This is a genomic window from Maribacter litopenaei (assembly GCF_025244665.1).
Lineage (GTDB): Bacteria > Bacteroidota > Bacteroidia > Flavobacteriales > Flavobacteriaceae > Maribacter > Maribacter litopenaei.
The window spans coordinates 2901377-2918998 of record NZ_CP104205.1 but is presented as its reverse complement, the minus strand read 5'-3'; the positions used below and the strand labels follow the sequence as shown (position 1 = coordinate 2918998).

The following is a 17622-nucleotide window of genomic DNA, read 5'->3' as shown; positions in this document are numbered from 1 at the left end:
TTATTCCAACACTGAAACCATAAGTGCATCATTTTCTTTCTGCACTTTTGCCAATTTAAGTTTGGTCAAACCTTTGATTCCCTTATCCCAAGCCTTATTGCTCAAACCGGATTGGGATTTTAAAGTGTCCAAGAACATATTCTTTTCTTTTTTAAGGATGTCCAAAATAGCCTTTTCGTTATCCGATAGTTGAACAGGTTTTTTCTCCGGCCTCATCTGAGGAAAGAATAATACTTCTTGGATAGAGGAATTGTTGGTCATCAACATGACCAAACGATCAATGCCGATTCCAATACCCGAAGTAGGGGGCATTCCATATTCCAATGCCCTTAAAAAATCCTGATCAATGAACATAGCCTCATCATCTCCTTTTTCAGAAAGTCTCAACTGGTCTTCAAAACGTTCCCGTTGGTCAATTGGGTCATTTAGCTCGGAATAGGCGTTTGCAAGTTCTTTTCCGTTAACCATAAGCTCAAAACGCTCCGTAAGTCTTGGGTTGGTTCTATGTTCCTTGGTCAGCGGGCTCATTTCCTTTGGGTAGTCGGTAATAAAGGTCGGTTGAATGTAGTGGTGTTCACATTTCTCACCAAAAATCTCATCTATCAATTTTCCAACGCCCATAGTGTCGTCTACCTCAATGCCCAAACTTTTGGCCGTTTCCCTAAGTTCGTCCTCTTCCATTTGGGAAACATCGATACCCGTATGGATTTTTATAGCTTCCGAATTGGTACTCGGAATATGGAGCCTTAAATTCAATTTCATTATCACCAACAGTAACTTTTGTTGAGCCATTGGCATCCAAGGCCACTTTCTCCAATAATTGTTCCGTGGTATCCATCATCCAATTATAGTCCTTGTAGGCTACATACAATTCCATTACGGTAAACTCTGGATTATGGGTACGATCCATACCCTCGTTCCTGAAATCCTTGGAAAACTCGTAAACCCCATCAAAGCCACCGACAATCAATCGCTTTAAATACAATTCGTTGGCGATACGCAGGTATAATGGAATGTTCAAGGCATTATGATGTGTTAAAAATGGCCTTGCCGCCGCCCCTCCAGGGATGGGTTGCAAAATTGGTGTCTCAACTTCCAAATAGCCACGGCTATTATAAAATTCACGAATACTATTCGTAATCTTGGTTCTTTTAATGAACGTTTCCTTGACTTTTGGGTTTACCACCAAATCCACATACCGCTGACGATAGCGTAACTCGGGGTCATTGAATTCGTCATAAATATTTCCTTCTGCATCTTGTTTAGGAAGTGGCAAAGGCCTTAATGATTTACTCAACATCTTAAAGTTCTTCACCATGACCGTTTTCTCACCAACTTGGGTGGTAAACAGTTCCCCCTCTATACCTATAATATCCCCTATATCCAGTAGTTTTTTATAGACTTCGTTGTATTGGGTCTTGTCCTCTCCGGGACAAATCTCGTCCCGATTAAAATATACCTGTATACGACCTTCACTGTCTTGAATTTCTGCAAAGGAAGCCTTTCCTTGTATCCGACGAGACATTAATCTTCCTGCAATAGTCACCTTTTTACCTTCTTCATATTCTTTTTTGATTCCCTTTGATGTGGTATCAACAGGAAATAATTCTGCTGGATAAGGATTGATGCCCAGCTCCCTTAATTTCCCCAACTTCTCTCTTCGTATGACCTCTTGTTCGGATAATTGCATGATGTACTATTTAAAGCGGCAAATATAGCCAAGAATGCGTAAAACTTTAAAAGGTACTAATACAATATTGGAAATGCGTTTTGGGTAGCCAATTTAAGCCCGGAATCATGGAAAAATAGAATGACTAATCGAAATGTCTCGGACTTGGCCTTATTTGCGATGTATGAGTTTCCTTCAATGATATCAAAAATGTCCTTCTCCAGGGAGCTATTGGGGCTTTCAATAATCCTGTTTACCTCTCTGCCATTTTTATAAAATATAATGGTAGGCACCCTTAAGATTTGTAGGCCCCATTCTTCTTCACCGGGGCTTTTCTTGTAGTGTTTTGGTCTTACATCTAAGGCCACCATCTGTATTTTTTCAGCAGGAAAGTTTGCATGTTCTAAAATCTTGAACAATCTAGGAACTTCCCTCTTGCTATCTCCGCACCATGTACCCATAAAGATTTTTATATGGTATTCTGTAAGTTTCTCCTCAAATTTTGATATTCTGTTTTCCTCCAAATCGTAGTCTTCATAATTTTTTCCAAACCAATTGGCGTAAGGGGAAACGTTTAAGTCGGTCTTATCAATTTTCCCAACCAGTATTTTTTGGTTGTTGTTAAGAACTATTTCAGCATTTTTTGATTGTGCCAAAAGGATAGATGTAGTACCCAAAATAATGGTGCATAATAAAAAGGTTTTCATAATGTTTGTTTTTTAATGAAAACCAAAACTGAAAAAAATAGGGGATGAATGAAATGATTTAAGGTTGGGAAAAGGGACTAGACCCGGGGTGGAAAAAATTTATAAGGACTCTAAAAGTCCTTAAGTTGATCTCTCGGACTTTACATCTAGTTTTTTGTATATGTTGTTAATATGGCTTTTTACCGTACTAACCGATATAAATAATGTTGACGCAATTTCCTTGTTGGATAGTCCCTTGTTAATATGATGCACCACCTTTTTTTCTTGTTGGGATAGTTCATTGGCCAATTGGTTATTCTTGGCAACGCGGAATCGCTTTTGGGAGTTCCACAAATAAGCATTCATCAGAATTGATAGCAATAAAAGAACCGATAATAGAAGCATCCAAATATTGTTTGACATTTTATCGGATTGATAAAAAGCCAAAAAGCTTTTCATTTCGGATTGATATTGATTGCTAAAAGACGCAGAGGGATATTTTTCGTTTAACCTTTGCATAAGTTCAAGGTAGTACTCGTTATCCGGCAGGTCTTTGACAAAAAAGTCGAACGTCTCATTTCGCCTATCCGAAAGGAACTGATAAATATATAATTCGGATAAAGGTTCATGGAGGCTTTCACCATATTCCTGTAGTTTTTTAAACCATTTTTGTGAGGTTAAACGTTTGTTGGCGTCGCTATTAAAACTGGCATAATCAAAGGCCATATTATCCAAAAGGCCATCAATATTCAATAAATCTATTGAGGAGGCATTGGTAGAATTTAAATCACAAAATAGTTCATCATTAAAAGTAGCAGGCAAATAAATTGTATCGTTAGCCTTAGCGATGAACAAGACACTCTTGGTATTTGTGCAATTGCCGAAAAAATGGTTTCCATTGGATTCTTCGGTACAGTCGTCTATGTGTATTTTATAAATACGATTGTCGTTCAATAGGTTATCCCCTGTAAATTCAAAGTAACCGGTAGAGTCTGTGACCGTTTTTTTGAGGATTTGCTCTAAATATGTTCGGGATAATTTTCTGTAATCCTCAATAATGGATAGATAAACGGTCTTTCCCCCAATGCTATCGGAAGTGTTTCCGCTAAACGAATACTGACCAAAAACACCTGTGCAACAAAATAGATAAAAAATTAAGATGAATCTGTTAACCAAAGCTTATTTCTTTATGCTTAAAAATAAAGGATTCTGTAACAATTCCGATAATTTAGCAACTAATAAGTACATCAATCAAAATCAAATCAAAAATGAGTTTAATAAGAGTCCTATTGGCAATTTTATTTCCGCCCCTTGCGGTCATAGGAAAGGGATGTGGATCTTTTCTGATTGTACTGCTTTTAACTTTTTGTGGCTGGGTACCCGGGGTTATCGCTGCATTGGTTATCTTGAACAATCCAAACTAAAAATATAAAAATGGGAGTAAAAGGGATACTGTGGGCCATTTTAATTACGATCCTTTTCGTTGCGTGTAATTTTACAGAAGAAATTTATTTCAATAACGATGGCTCGGAAGAATGAGTATTGGCTTTGATGGTAGCGAAATGATGTCCATGATTCCACCTTCCGATAGTCTCGAAACAGAAGAAGTTATAGATTCTACATTGGTTTTTAAGGATTTTTTGAGAGAGAAAAAGGATAGTATTGCCCAATTGCCATTGGAAGAACAGGAAAAGTTGAAAAAATTGGAGCCCTTTAGCATGCACATGGTCGTGGATGCCCCTAATGGAATTATGAATTTTGAAATGTTTTCTGAATTTAAGGATGTTTCGGATGTGAACGATGCTTTCAATGCCTTTCAAAATGCCAGTACTATGGGGCCCTCAGCGGGTGATCAACCGGTTCCTCAGAATTCAAGTAACGATGCTACAGAAGTATCCTATTCATTTAAAGACAATCGTTTTAATCGAAGTACAAAAATCAAGGATATGGAAATCTTCCAAAATAGTCTCGGATAGCCTTCAGAGTGCCGAGATGTTTTTGAGTGGTTCCACATATACGTTTAAATACCATTTCCCAAAAAGGGTAAAATCTACCAACGTGGAAGACGCAACTTTTTCCATGGACGGGAAGACCATGATCTATGAAGTGAGTTTCTTGGATATGCTTAAGGACCCGGAGTCCATCAATATTGAAGTGGAGTTGGAAAAGTAACCCTGTCCTTTTCGTATCTTTGTACCATGAACAAAACTGTTTTTGTGGAGGACTTGGGTGTCAAAGATTATAAAGAAACTTGGGATTATCAAGAACTATTATTTCAGCAAATATTAGATTTGAAAATTCGAAATAGGAGGGAGGAAACCTCATTGGATACTCCTAACTATTTCATTTTTGTTGAACACCCCCATGTGTATACCTTGGGCAAAAGTGGGGACATCCAAAACCTGTTGGTGGATGAAAATGAACTCAGTGCTAAGGGAGCAAAATTTTATAAAATTAATAGAGGTGGCGATATTACCTATCATGGATCAGGGCAGATTGTAGGCTATCCAATTTTGGACTTGGATAATTTTTTTACGGACATCCACAAATATCTCAGGCTTTTGGAGGAGATGGTTATTTTAACCTTGGACGAGTATGGTCTCAAAGGTGAGCGCTCCAAAGGGGAAACGGGTGTCTCGGTTGGATGTGGGTACGGCCTTTGCCCGTAAGATTTGCGCCATGGGTGTACGTGCCAGTAGGTGGGTTACCATGCACGGGTTCGCCCTAAATGTGAATGCCGATTTAGGTTATTTTGATATGATGATACCGTGCGGCATAAAGGATAAGGCAGTTACCTCATTGAACGTTGAATTGGGGAAAGAAAAGGTAGATATGAATGAAGTAAAGGAGAAGCTGTTAAAACACTTTGCAGAGCTTTTTGAATCGGAAATAAAGGAAAAAACCGAAGTGTAGACCTCGGTTTTTTTAAGTGGATTGTTGGCAATTATTTACTGAACTTGGTCAGTTCCATCCTGCTCATAAGCTTACCATTTTTTCCATAGGTCTCCTGTTTTATCATTCCAACACCTTCAGAAATCCAGACTTTATTGCTGGTTTCCATATTGCTCATCATTACTTTTGATTTGCTTTTTTCAGTAATTAAATAACAATTAAAAGTACCTGCAGGTGTAGTGACGGATTCTTCTTTTTCAACCTTACGGTCGTAGGTCTCCACATTAATATTCATCTTCATGGCTCCCATATCCATGGATACATTTACATTGGCATCATCCAAGGTTTGACCGGCTGACAAACTGTTCGGAATTTGAATATCGGTTCCGGTAATGTCCATCTCCATCCCCATATCCTCATATTGCTTTTTCATTTGTGAGGGAAAAAGACTCCGGTAGTCGATCTTTACACCATCCCCTGTACACGTAATGTTATAATCTGATTCCAAGACATTTTTCCCTTTATCGTCCGTAAATTTGAGTTCCATGGTCGCCGTGGTATTACCACCTGAATTTTCTACTTTAGAAACTACATAATCGGTTACGCCCTCAACCTTATCTTTTTTGTCGTACATAGTATACTGAAAAGTACTGCCCTCTTCCATAGGATAATACTTACTACAACTGTTTTGACCGAACAGCATTGTGGTTCCAAAAAGAAATAATATGCTTGATAAAAATTTGATATTCATTTTTTAATTGATTTTAAATTTTGATAAATTCTACTCTTCTGTTTTGTGATTTTCCCTCACTTGTGCCATTGTCGCCTACCGGTTCAGATTCACCCTTGCCACCTGTAGAAAGTCTGCTTGCATCCACACCATAGACGGAAACGAGTGCATTTTTTACGGCCTCAGCCCTGTTTTTGGACAGTGTTAGGTTACTTTTTTCATCACCGTCGGAATCCGTATGCCCAAAAATATTCAATTTTATAGAAGAGTCTTGTTGCAATACCTGAAATATTTGCCGAATTACCCCCATAGAGGCTGGTTTGATTTCATCAGATCCTGAATTAAAAAGGATGGCATTTGTAGATATTTTACCTTCTGATAATAGCTTTCTTCTTAAATCCTCCCCGCCTTTGGCAACTTTTAAGTTTGTGATAAAAACTTGTTCGGTATCGTCCTTGAAGTTATTTGCATGGAATTTTAAGGTAGTTAATTTACCAAGTGGAACTGCTTTTGGAACGTCAATATATTTAGTCTCATCCACCCAAAGTCGGAACCGTTCATCATTAACGGCAACAGAAATATGGGCACCTTGTATAATGGCATTCCGAATATCCGCTTTAATTGTGCTATAAATTTCCTGCTTGCTATTTTTCCTGTTTTCCACTGTTATACCTGTGGAGGTGTATTGACAAAATGGAATACTTGCCTGTACAAAATTTTCTCCTTCTGCAAATTTTGAGTTATCACTTAGGTCAATGCGAAGATGGGACGCAGAGGAAACTTTCTCGACCCCTATGCCAATGACATCGAACTCAATGGTATAGTCATTTGGCAGATTGGGAGCACTTGGAATAAAGAATAGATTGTATCCCGACTTTAGTTTAAACCATTTTTCAGAATCTTCGCCAAGCATTACAACTTCGCCCCCAGCATTGGTGTTCCACTTTGCCGGGAAGTCACCCACAAAATCATTTGCAAAGTCATCAAAGAAGAGTTGTTCGTCACCTGGAACAAAATCGAACTTACTATAGACGGATAAACCCTTAGGCCCTTCTGATCCTGTCACAGATTTGTTTCCTGATGTATTATTGTTTTGGGGTTTTTCTTCGGAATCCGTTGTGTTTGGGACTGGAGATTTGCCGTTTTTTTTAGAGCCGGGTTCCAAAATACTGTCCAGGGCTTGATCTGTTTTTTCGGTCGCTTCCTTGTCAACTCTTCTTTCTACGGCTCTTTCTGCCGCCTTTTCCGCCCTTTTTCCTAACTTTTTTAAAAATTGGGCATTAGAGGAAGTGCAACAGATGAGTAAAACGCCTGTCACCAAAAATAGTTTTTGGGACAAATTGATGGTTTTCATAATAGTGTGAATTAAAATTGATTAAAATCCTCAAAATAGGGTATCCTTTTAAAGTTAACAGATAAGGATGTAAATCACAACTGACTTTGTATGGTTGGTATAGAAGAAGGTATATACCTAATGGAAAATTGTGCTATTGAATTTTATAGACCACTATCGAGTTTTCTTGGTCTTTGATAACAAGTTCCGGTCTATTATCATTATCCATATCGGTCATATCTATGACAGAGGCACCGAATACGGGAAATCCAATTATAGGTTCTGCTTGGCTATCAAAGAGATAGGTTTTTAGATTTTGTATGTCCGTAACCGAAACATAAATCTTATCATTCAGATAGAAAATTGAAGGTTTGGTATAGACACCAAGATCTAAAGTCACTTCTTTTCCCCTAATGGATAGTACATTGTCGTTCATCAACACCAAAGTTCGGAAGTGGCATCCATGCCATGGTCTATATTCAATTTTAAATCCGAAGTTTGAAGTTTGCCCTGCCCATCTATTTCATATAAAATACCATCTTTTGAAGTGGCTATGAATTTGTTCCGGTACACTTTTATGTTATTTTCAGAAAAGGGAATTTTATCAGAAACTCTTACCCTAACATTTCCAACCCTGTCGAGTATTTTTAAACTGCCGTCTGTTAATTTAAATACCAAATAATCTTTAGTCCCAATTACGAAGTGTTGGGGAGCACCTATAATGGTATCCTCCGCTTTGGTGTATTTAAACCCGGAAACTATTTTTCCTTCGTTGTTATACATATAAACTTTGTTGCCCTGTGTGACGACAAAACGATAGTTTTTATTGTTGGAATAGTCAAAAACTGCTAACGGGTTCAGATTCCCACTGTCATATTTAAAGGTAAAGGGGGCGACCTCCTTTCCGTTTCTATCAATAATATAAAATCTGTTGTTTGTTGTAAAAGCCAATTGGTATTTTCCATTCCTGTAGATATCTACTTCGTGAATTTTTCCTTGAATGGCACTTTCCAATTCCTTTTTCCGAGATAATTTTTCCTCTATTGGAAATCAAATACAACACATTGTCTTGATCCTGTACTACAATGTCCTTGCCATTCGTTCTATGGTTTGTAAAAAACTGGGGGGTTAGATAAATGTCCGAATCCAATTGTGTTTTGAACATTTCCAATGCTCCTGTTCTGCGGCCGAAGCGGTAATTTTTTTAATGAAATAATTGGTGTGAAAAAAACCGGCATCTGAAACTATTTGTGAGCCAAATACATAATCTGTCAGATTTGCCTTTTGAAATAAAGCAGATAATATTCCTAGCCCCGTTTTGTTCAGGTTGTTGTTGAGACCTTTGCTGTTGGAGACTGATAGCTGGGTAGATTCTTCCGTTGTAAGATCCTTTATATTTTCAATCAACAAAGTTTTGTCAAGGGTCTGTCCAGATTTGTTTGAATTAATAAAGTCTTCTAAAGTTTCTTGGGAATTGGAAAAAGCAAATGTATTCTCCAAGACAGTGGCGTATTTTGGATCAAAGTTCTCAACCAAGGGGTAGAAACTATATTGTAGAATACTATCCCTTCTAAGTTCTTTTATTTCACCACCCTGATATTCTAATGAGTTGGATTGTATGCTGTTTAGATAATCTGAAATATTTGCTGTTCCATAGGTTTTAAGAAGAATTACCTGCTCATTATCAATATCACTAATACCTATTTCCTCGACCGCGGAAAATATGGAATCCCTTGATACTGAATAATCCAAGAATTTATTCTGGTTCTTGCTGAAATTTTTGTAATCAGTGAAAGTAAAAGAGATAAAAGAATCCGAACTTTCCGGAGCAAGTGCAATGGTGTTGTTGGAAATGGGTAGGGTATTTGAAAATATGCCTAGGTACTCATCGATGGAATCATTGGCGATAGATATACCATTTAAAAATAGGGCATCCTCTTTTAAGGATACATCAAGTGAAAGCCAATCTGAATACTGATATTCGCTTTGATTCCTATTGGATTCTAAAATTTTTTCAAAAAGATCTTTACCGTTTTTTAGATCCAGCCATATTTGTGCCGATTTGGTGAGACTTCCCATCTCATCAAATTTTACAAAATGCTTTTTTACGGGAGACGGATCTTCGTATTGATTCCGAGACCATCTCAATGGCGGATTCTGAAGAACCTACAATTTCCTTATTCTGTATTATCGATGTATAAAAAATACTCCCATCAATTTCATATCTACTAAACTCCAAATCACCTTTGACAATTTTTTCGACAATTTTATTTGTGGTACTGTCCAAGACTATTTGTGGTAGACTATCGGTAGGGATGTAAACAAAATCGAAGTCTTTCTTTGGATGGTCCGTAATGGCCAAATAACCTCCCAATTGAGATTTAACGTATTTCAATGGCTTAAGTCGGTTGGCCAACTGAGCTATCCTATCAGAATTTTGAAAACTCTTTAGGATTTCGTTCTCTTTTATTTCAGAGGTGAAGGTATCAAAGTCATTAATTTTAATGATTACTGGGCTATTCTCCGGGACAAGTGCTAAGGTAGAGGCCTTTTCATCTCCTTTATAAGTACAATTTAAAAAGAAGATGGTACCAAAAATAGTTAGCAGTAGCTTTACCTTCATGAAATGCCTTTTGGCAAATGTATACTTTTTAGAGATTTAGTGTAAGTTGTTCAGGTAATAGCCTAAAACTTTTTCTATGATATTTGGTAATTCCAAACTCCTTAATGGCCTCCCTATGTTCTTTGGTTGGATAACCCTTATTTTGCTTCCAGTTATACATAGGAAATTCTTCATGTATTTTTTCCATATAGGCATCTCGATAGGTTTTGGCAAGGATAGAAGCCGCTGCAATATTCATAAACTTTGAATCCCCTTTTATAATACAGGTATGAGGTATGTCTGCATAAGGTTTAAACTTGTTGCCGTCTACAATAATATGTGGCGGAATTTCTTCAAGTTTTTCAATGGCCTTATGCATAGCCAAAATAGAGGCGTTCAGAATATTGATTTCGTCTATTTTGGAGGGGTAGATATGGGCCACTCCATGGGCCAAACTCCGGTCTTCAATAATTGGTTTTAATAGGTCACGATTTTTACTAGATAACAGTTTGGAGTCGTTCAAAATGGGGTTCTCAAAGTCACGTGATAATATGACGGCCGCCGCTGTAACAGGACCGGCCAAACAACCTCTTCCTGCCTCGTCTGTTCCACATTCGTTAAAAAAAGTGTAAAATTTCTTCAATTTTTATGATTTTGTTAACTGATAAGGGGTGATATTAAGATTTATGTAAAAGTTAAATATTTGAATATTCCCTGTTAATTAATCTAAAAAAATTAATAAAACCATAAATATCCATCTTTTTTTAACAAATCTTGGCTTTTCCTTAAGATGGCCTTTTGGAATAGTTTGGTTTTTTGGTCAATTTTGACGCTTGCTAATTCAAAAACTAAATCTATGAAACAGAAGTTTAGATGGATGCTACTGCCTTTTTTGGTTTTCAGCATTTCATTTTCCTATGCGCAGGAAAAAACGGTGTCCGGTACGGTAACGGACCAATCCAATTTGCCACTCCCAGGAGTATCCGTTGTAGTGGTGGGTACCACCAACGGAACCCAAACAGATTTTGATGGAAATTATTCTATAACTGTTGAACAGGGAGGGGAATTAAGATTTTCCTACATTGGACAAAAAACCGAAACGAGGTCAGTTGGAGCAGGTAGTGTCATCAATGTACAAATGGATGAAGACGCCCAAGCCTTAGAAGAGGTGGTTGTTACGGGTTATACTTCCCAAAGAAGATCGGATATAACAGGTTCTATTGTTGAAGTCGACTCTGATCAATTATCTCAGGTTATAACGCCAAGTGTTGACCAAGCATTACAAGGTAATGTTTCACGGTCTTACAGTTTCAGCTACATCGGGTACGCCAGGTTCTACCGCTAACATTCGTATTAGAGGTATCAGCTCTATTACTGCTGGTAATGAGCCTTTGTACGTAATTGATGGTGTACCTATCAGTACCAGTAATGTAGGGTCAAGTGGTGCTTATTCATCTTTATCTTCCTTGGCAGGTTTGGATAATAACAATATTAAATCCATTACTGTTTTAAAGGATGCTTCCGCTACAGCACAGTATGGTGCACGTGGTTCTAATGGGGTTATTTTGATTACCACCAAAAGAGGTAGAGAGGGTAATACTGTCTTTGAAGTCAATTCCAGTTACGGATTTCAAAGGGACGCAATTACTGGCCCCGTACCTTTAACAGCGGCTAACCGTTTGGAGCTCGCTGCGGAGGCATATTATAATGATGGTATTACCGCCACAAAACAAGAAGCTATCGATGCATTGTTGGCTAGTAGCTTTGCTGATTGGGATGCTGCAGGTAGACCGGAAGGTCGTTGGGATGAGGCCGTAAGAAATGACGGTGCTACAATTCAGCAACATAGTATTTCTGCTTCGCGTGGAGGTGATGATCATACTTTTTTTGCGTCATTGGGGTATATGAATCAAGAAGGTACTGTAGTTGGGCCTTCATTTGAACGTATCGCCGGTGCTGTTAACATCAGCAAAGATTTGACTCCAAATTTAACTTTCAGTTCTAACAATTCTGCCTCCCATTCAATACAGAATGCTTTTTTGGAGACTAGTGCGTACTTTGAAAGTCCAAGGTCAGCCAAGTTTTTCTTGTCTCCCTTGAACTTGCCTTACAACGAAGACGGCTCTTATAATTTATTTGGTGGTTCATTGCCTAACCCATTGTATCTTTTGGATAACAATATTTACGAGAATAGATTAACAAGGGTATTGTCCAATAACTCATTGAACTGGCAATTGACTGATAACTTTTCTTTTGGAACAGTGTTCAATGTAGATTACCAAGGTTATAATTACAGAAATTATTCAAATAGAAATTACGGATATGGTGCTCCTACATCGGGTGATGCCGAACAATATGATAGGACCAATGTGTTTTACGTTTTTCAGAATTTCTTTGATTACAAATTGGACTTGAGCGACGATCACGTGTTTAATTTTAAGGTTTTACAGGAATACCAGTCTAACCGCCGTTATTTCTTGGGTGGTTCTCGTCAGAATTTTGCTGATGATGGTTTGTACTATTTAGATAACGTTGGTACTCCAAATTCTGTAAGTTCTAGTTTTCAAGACTTCTACATAGCATCATACATGGGATTGGCCAAATATTCTGCTTTTGATGGTAGATATGTATTGGATCTTTCCTACCGTAGAGAGGGTAACTCTAGATTCTCCCGCACTAATAGATGGGGTGACTTTTGATCCGTTGGTGCAGCTTGGAATATCTTTAAGGAAGACTTTTTGGCTGGCTCCAATGTTGTTAATAATTTAAAATTAAGAGGTTCTTACGGGGTTACTGGAAATGCCAATATTGGTTTAAACTTATACCAATCTTTGTTTGCATTTAATGCGGATTATGGTGGAGAAGGTGCACAATTTGTGGATACTTTTGGTAATCAAGACCTTTCATGGGAAACTTCCCATACGTTGGATGTTGGTGTTGATTTTGCATTATTCAATAACGTTGTCAGTGGTAGTGCTGCATACTTTAATAGAACTTCCAAAGACTTGTTATTGGATGTTCCTTTGTCACAAACAACGGGATTCTCTAGTCAATATCAAAACATTGGCGAATTGACGAACAAAGGGGTAGAGGTTGACTTAAACTTCAATATTGTAGATACGGAGGATGTTCAATTTTCGCTAGGTGGTAATTTCGCCACTGTTGAGAATGAAGTTACCGAATTGCCATTAGACCCAAATGGTGTGGAGAGAACAGTGACTACAACAACAACTAGAATTGAAACAGGCCATCCTGTGAGGGAATGGTACATGCCGACATGGGCCGGGGTAAATCCTGATACAGGAGCTGAAGAATGGTATATTAATGGGGTTGATGGTGAAACCACCACAGATTTCAATGAAGCTGAGGCAGTTTTCCAAGGAGGAAATGCGGTACCTACTTTTACCGCGGGTCTTAACCTTAATTTCAAGTATAAGAATTTCTTCATCAACGCTAACGGCTACTATGCTGGTGGACACAAAATTTATGAAGGTTGGCATCTATATTTGAATCAGTCAAATGCATATCCGATTTTGGCGTTCAACGGTTATACTTCCTTATTAGATAGATGGCAGCAACCCGGTGATGTAGCTCGATATGGAGCTTTCACAACCGGAGCTACTCCATGGCAACGACATTCTAAATACCTTTATGAAGGAGATTTTATGAGGTTAAGGGCTTTGACTGTTGGATTTGACTTGCCAAGAAGTGCCACGGATAGAATAGGAATCAATAGCATGAGATTCTTTGTAAGAGGTAATAACTTACTTACTTGGGTAAAAGATGATAACTTATTACATGATCCGGAAGTTGATGTGGATAGCCAAGGTGGGGACGTTACTCCCGGTGAAACGGGACTCGAAACTCCTCCCGCAAGGACAATAGCAGTAGGTGTTAATTTAAGCTTCTAAAAAATGAAAAAGATGAAAATAAATAAATATATTATGCTATTTGCTGCTTCTGCAGTTTTATTAGCGTCTTCGTGTACAACTGAGGATTTAGATCCTACACTTGCACAGAGTAAAAGTGTGGACGGGAGTGTAACCCGTGTTGATAACTTATATAGTATTCTTAAAGGTGCTCACAATATACTTTCTCGGCTCAGAATATTACGGGAGAGACTTGATTGCGACCAATGAGGTTAGATCTGATAATACCTTCTCTAATGGTAATTCGGGTAGATTTACAACACAATCTCAGTTTCAATATAATGCCAACACTGGTTTTATATGGGAGGACGTTTATGAGCTTTTGGCTAATGTTAATATCATTATAAATACTGATCTTTCCACTTTAGAGGGTGATTTAGATTATGGCGCTCACATTCAGGGTCAAGCTATGGTTTTAAGAGCCTTAGGACATTTTGATTTATTACGTACATATGGTCAGCAGCATGCGGGTGGTGGCTCGCTCGGAGTTCCTATAGTCACCACTTTCAAAGGAGAGGATTTGTTTCCTTCCGTAAATTCTATTGATGAGGTTAAGCAGGCTATATACACTGATTTGGAGACAGCTTTTGGAATGATGGACTCTTCCTATGATAGCTCAAAGATTTTTGTCTCTAAATATGTAGCAAAAGCTTTAGAGGCTAGAGTGGCTGTTTATTTTGGAGATTGGAGTAGAGCTGTATCTGCTTCTGAAGCTGTCATCAATTCTGGTTTGTATTCTGTTATAGGTGCTGATGCATATGTGTCTAGCTGGGCAACTGAAGGTGGGACCAACGTAATGTTTGAATTAGCTTTTAGTACTGCTGATAATCTTGGGCCTAATGCGCTAAGTTATATCTATAGATATCCTGGGGACGAACCTGGTGGTTATGGTGATGTACAGGTTTTGCCTGAGGTTTTGGATATTTATGATGCGGGCGATGTTCGCCTGGATATTTTTGGATACCAAGATGGCGGTTCTGCTCTAAGAAATATAGGCAAATACCCTGACACCAATAATGGTTCTGATAACATTCCTTTATTTCGTTATGAAGAAGTTATTCTGAACTATGCAGAAGCACTTTTGGAAACTGGTGGCGACGCAGTTACTCAGATGAACCTAATAGCCAATAACAGAAATGCTACTCCTTACACATCTGTTACTAAGGGTGATATTCTTAATGAAAGAAGAAGAGAGTTGATTTTTGAAGGTTTCCGTTTTGATGATTTAATGAGAACTGGTCAATCGGCTGTTGCAGTTGGATCGGTTGGAAACACTGTAAGCACACTGAGTTATCCTAACAACCTGTTTGCATGGTCTATTCCTCTGTCTGAGATGAATGCGAACTCAAATATGGTTCAGAACGACGGTTATTAATTTTACCCTTTTTGATAATTGAAAAGGCCCCATTTTTTGGGGCCTTTTTTATTGTTCTAAACTTTCACATTTAGTTATGAACAAAAAAATTAACTTTGCGCTTGATAAAAATACGCATGAAGTATTTCTTCCTAGTTTTCTTTAGCAGTCTTACTTTTTCCCTATGTGCCCAACAAGAGGAAATCGATTCAAAAGTCCTAGATTCAATTTCCGGAACAGATTCCCTTCCCATAAAAAAAAATTCAAGACCCCTTCCCAAACCTGAATTGAAAAGAGATAGTAGCGATGAGGTGACCATTAAGGACTATAAAATCATATCCTATGCAAGGGACACTACCTTTTTGGATACAACTCTAACCATTCAAAAGGAATATAAATACAATTATCTAAGAAAGGATGATTTCGAATTGATGCCACTGTCCAATATCGGGCAAACGTATAATTACTTAGGTGTGGATTTGGACCGGGCTACTATGTATCCAAAATTGGGTGCCAAGGCCAAACATTTTAATTATTGGGAAACTAAGGACATCAATTATTACAATGTAGCCACCCCAATGACCGATATTCTTTTTAAGACCACGTTGGAACAAGGTCAATTACTGGATGCCATGTTGACTTTTAATACCTCCAGGCGCTTAAACTTTTCTATTGGATATAAAGGGCATCGGTCGTTAGGAAAATACAATTCCAATCAGGTTCAATCCGGTAATTTTATTACAACTACCAATTATCAATCAAGGAATGGCAGATATAACCTTAGGGCACATATAGCGGCCCAAGACATCAAATCCCAAGAAAATGGTGGACTTACGGATAAAGAACTGCAATTTGAATCTGGTGACACGGATTTTACGGATCGTCCAAAAGTGGACGTTCGCTTCGATGATGCGGACAATGTAGTTCGGGTAAACGATATTATCCGGAACATTCCTATAAATTGATAAGAAGGAATAAAGATTCAAGTTATGTGGAAAGGACTTCTTTATCGTTGGGACACACCTTTGAGTACGAAACTAAGTATTACCAGTTTTTGCATTCTACTGGGGACGGTTATTTTGGGGATGTTATATTATCCCCAATCAATGATAAAGCAAGTCTTAAAACGACTTATAACCAGTTCAAACTTGAGTTGTTCAATAGGGTCTTGGGAAGATTGCAGGGTAATGTTAATATATATACCTACAATTACTACTTTAATAGCCTATTTTTTAACGAAGACGGACAAGAGATTCAAAGTCAGCTTAAGGGTACTGAATTGGCCCTAGGGGCGGATTATGAAAAAAAAATTGGTGGGTTAGAGCTGGAAGGTTCTTTTAAATATAATCTTTCCGGGGATTTATCAGGTAATATTTTGGATGCCTCCGCATCATATAGTTTAAATGATAAGAATCAACTCGGATTTAATTTGCATTCCTCCTCCCGTATGCCCGATTTTAATTTTCTACTATATCAGAGTGAATACCTTAATTATAATTGGCAGAATACGGACACCTTCAAAAAGGAAAGGGTTAACAGTTTGGATCTAAATCTAGATTCCAAGTTTTTTGGAAATATCTCGGCCAAATACACAAACATGGACAATTATGCATATTTCTCCATGGGTCCTTCGGCAGAAATTGAGGAAGGTGCGGAACAAGCGAACATTAAACCTTTTCAGGAAGACAAGGGAATTTCCTATTTGAAGTTAATGTATGCAAAGGAGTTTAGACTGGGTAAATTTGCTTTGAACAACACGGTAATGTATCAAACAGTTTCTCAGGATTCAAACGTATTCAATGTACCTCCTTTGATAACGCGAAACAGTTTATACTTTTCTTCGGATGTTTTTAAAAAGGCGATGTATTTGCAAACTGGCGTAACTTTAAAATACTTTTCCAAATACAAGATGAACGGTTACAACTCAGTTTTGGGAGAATTCTTCGTACAGGATACAGAAGAATTAGGTGGTTTCCCTTTATTGGACTTTTTTATTAATGCAAGAATCCAGCAAACGAGAATTTTTCTAAAGGCCGAGCATTTTAATTCTTCTTTTAGTGGTTATGACTATTATGCGGCGCCAAATTATCCATATCGTGATTTTGTTATAAGGTTCGGTTTGGTTTGGAACTTTTTTTCATAGAATAAGAGTATTTTTAAGAGGCTGTGATATAGGTACTTGACGTTTTGCCAAATTCTTGTGATTATTAATAGCTATTTGATATACAGTATTTTACTATTTTAGAATAATTTCCTTTCATTTATTTTCTTTATAAAAAATTGGTTTTCAGATGTTTAAAAATAAAATCAATTTTTTTTTAATTTTTTTTGCTTTGGCTATTGTAGAATTAAAAACGGTGCGTATATTTGCACCCGCTTAGTGAGACACTGGGCGATGATTGGGTCGGGTGACCGGCCTTGTTACAG

15 protein-coding genes and 3 pseudogenes are annotated in these 17622 nt (G+C 37.7%); 8 read left to right on the top strand and 10 right to left on the bottom strand.

The features are described 5' to 3' along the window. The 3 genes and pseudogenes from lysS to NYZ99_RS15735 all read right to left on the bottom strand — a co-directional run bounded on the left by lysS (position 1) and on the right by NYZ99_RS15735 (position 3531). Positions 1-1690, bottom strand: a pseudogene (gene lysS / locus NYZ99_RS15745) (lysine--tRNA ligase). Positions 1691-1746: 56 nt separating this feature from the next. Beyond that, positions 1747-2376: a TlpA family protein disulfide reductase gene (locus NYZ99_RS15740; RefSeq protein WP_260572235.1), complete on the bottom strand. Its 630-nt coding sequence runs from the start codon at positions 2374-2376 to the stop codon at positions 1747-1749. A gap of 120 nt (positions 2377-2496) precedes the next feature. Then, a complete protein-coding gene (locus NYZ99_RS15735) occupies positions 2497-3531 on the bottom strand; it encodes a response regulator transcription factor (RefSeq protein ID WP_260572234.1) in 1035 nt (344 codons plus the stop codon). A 92-nt stretch (positions 3532-3623) separates the two neighbouring features. Between NYZ99_RS15735 and NYZ99_RS15730 the strand changes: the two genes are divergently transcribed. The 3 genes and pseudogenes from NYZ99_RS15730 to lipB all read left to right on the top strand — a co-directional run bounded on the left by NYZ99_RS15730 (position 3624) and on the right by lipB (position 5268). Continuing rightward, positions 3624-3779, top strand: a complete 156-nt coding sequence (locus NYZ99_RS15730) for a YqaE/Pmp3 family membrane protein (RefSeq protein WP_010518549.1) — start codon at positions 3624-3626, stop codon at positions 3777-3779. A gap of 111 nt (positions 3780-3890) precedes the next feature. Continuing rightward, on the top strand, positions 3891-4331 hold the full coding sequence (locus NYZ99_RS15725; RefSeq protein WP_260572233.1) for a hypothetical protein: 441 nt from the start codon (positions 3891-3893) through the stop codon (positions 4329-4331). A 222-nt stretch (positions 4332-4553) separates the two neighbouring features. Beyond that, positions 4554-5268: pseudogene (gene lipB / locus NYZ99_RS15720) on the top strand (lipoyl(octanoyl) transferase LipB). Positions 5269-5299: 31 nt separating this feature from the next. Here lipB and NYZ99_RS15715 read toward each other — a convergent pair. The 7 genes from NYZ99_RS15715 to NYZ99_RS15685 form a co-directional block, all read right to left on the bottom strand. After that, positions 5300-5998, bottom strand: coding sequence for a TapB family protein (locus tag NYZ99_RS15715; RefSeq protein WP_260572232.1), 699 nt, complete (start codon positions 5996-5998; stop codon positions 5300-5302). Positions 5999-6011: 13 nt separating this feature from the next. Beyond that, positions 6012-7331 carry an OmpA family protein gene (locus NYZ99_RS15710; RefSeq protein WP_260572231.1) on the bottom strand — a complete coding sequence of 440 codons (1320 nt, stop codon included), beginning with the start codon at positions 7329-7331 and terminating at the stop codon, positions 6012-6014. A 133-nt stretch (positions 7332-7464) separates the two neighbouring features. Next, positions 7465-7746 carry a hypothetical protein gene (locus tag NYZ99_RS15705; RefSeq protein ID WP_260572230.1) on the bottom strand — a complete coding sequence of 94 codons (282 nt, stop codon included), beginning with the start codon at positions 7744-7746 and terminating at the stop codon, positions 7465-7467. After that, positions 7746-8324 (bottom strand): hypothetical protein, encoded by a 579-nt coding sequence (locus NYZ99_RS15700; RefSeq protein WP_260572229.1) that lies wholly within the window; start codon positions 8322-8324, stop codon positions 7746-7748. Before NYZ99_RS15700 ends, NYZ99_RS15705 begins: the two co-directional genes overlap by 1 nt. 114 nt (positions 8325-8438) lie before the next feature. Beyond that, positions 8439-9389: a hypothetical protein gene (locus tag NYZ99_RS15695; protein WP_260572228.1), complete on the bottom strand. Its 951-nt coding sequence runs from the start codon at positions 9387-9389 to the stop codon at positions 8439-8441. 4 nt (positions 9390-9393) lie between these two features. Further along, on the bottom strand, positions 9394-9933 hold the full coding sequence (locus NYZ99_RS15690; RefSeq protein WP_260572227.1) for a hypothetical protein: 540 nt from the start codon (positions 9931-9933) through the stop codon (positions 9394-9396). 28 nt (positions 9934-9961) lie between these two features. Then, the gene (locus NYZ99_RS15685) at positions 9962-10555 is read right to left on the bottom strand and encodes a ribonuclease HII (RefSeq protein ID WP_260572226.1); all 594 of its coding nucleotides are present in this window, start codon (positions 10553-10555) and stop codon (positions 9962-9964) included. A 213-nt stretch (positions 10556-10768) separates the two neighbouring features. Between NYZ99_RS15685 and NYZ99_RS15680 the strand changes: the two genes are divergently transcribed. The 5 genes and pseudogenes from NYZ99_RS15680 to NYZ99_RS23000 all read left to right on the top strand — a co-directional run bounded on the left by NYZ99_RS15680 (position 10769) and on the right by NYZ99_RS23000 (position 17338). Then, positions 10769-11257, top strand: coding sequence for a carboxypeptidase-like regulatory domain-containing protein (locus tag NYZ99_RS15680; protein ID WP_260572225.1), 489 nt, complete (start codon positions 10769-10771; stop codon positions 11255-11257). After that, positions 11181-12611, top strand: coding sequence for a TonB-dependent receptor plug domain-containing protein (locus tag NYZ99_RS15675; protein WP_260572224.1), 1431 nt, complete (start codon positions 11181-11183; stop codon positions 12609-12611). The genes NYZ99_RS15680 and NYZ99_RS15675 overlap by 77 nt, the downstream gene beginning before the upstream one ends. A gap of 39 nt (positions 12612-12650) precedes the next feature. Continuing rightward, positions 12651-13823, top strand: a complete 1173-nt coding sequence (locus NYZ99_RS15670; RefSeq protein WP_260572223.1) for a TonB-dependent receptor — start codon at positions 12651-12653, stop codon at positions 13821-13823. A 211-nt stretch (positions 13824-14034) separates the two neighbouring features. Beyond that, on the top strand, positions 14035-15216 hold the full coding sequence (locus tag NYZ99_RS15665) for a RagB/SusD family nutrient uptake outer membrane protein (protein ID WP_260572222.1): 1182 nt from the start codon (positions 14035-14037) through the stop codon (positions 15214-15216). A gap of 116 nt (positions 15217-15332) precedes the next feature. After that, positions 15333-17338: pseudogene (locus tag NYZ99_RS23000) on the top strand (putative porin). Positions 17339-17622: the final 284 nt, after the last annotated feature.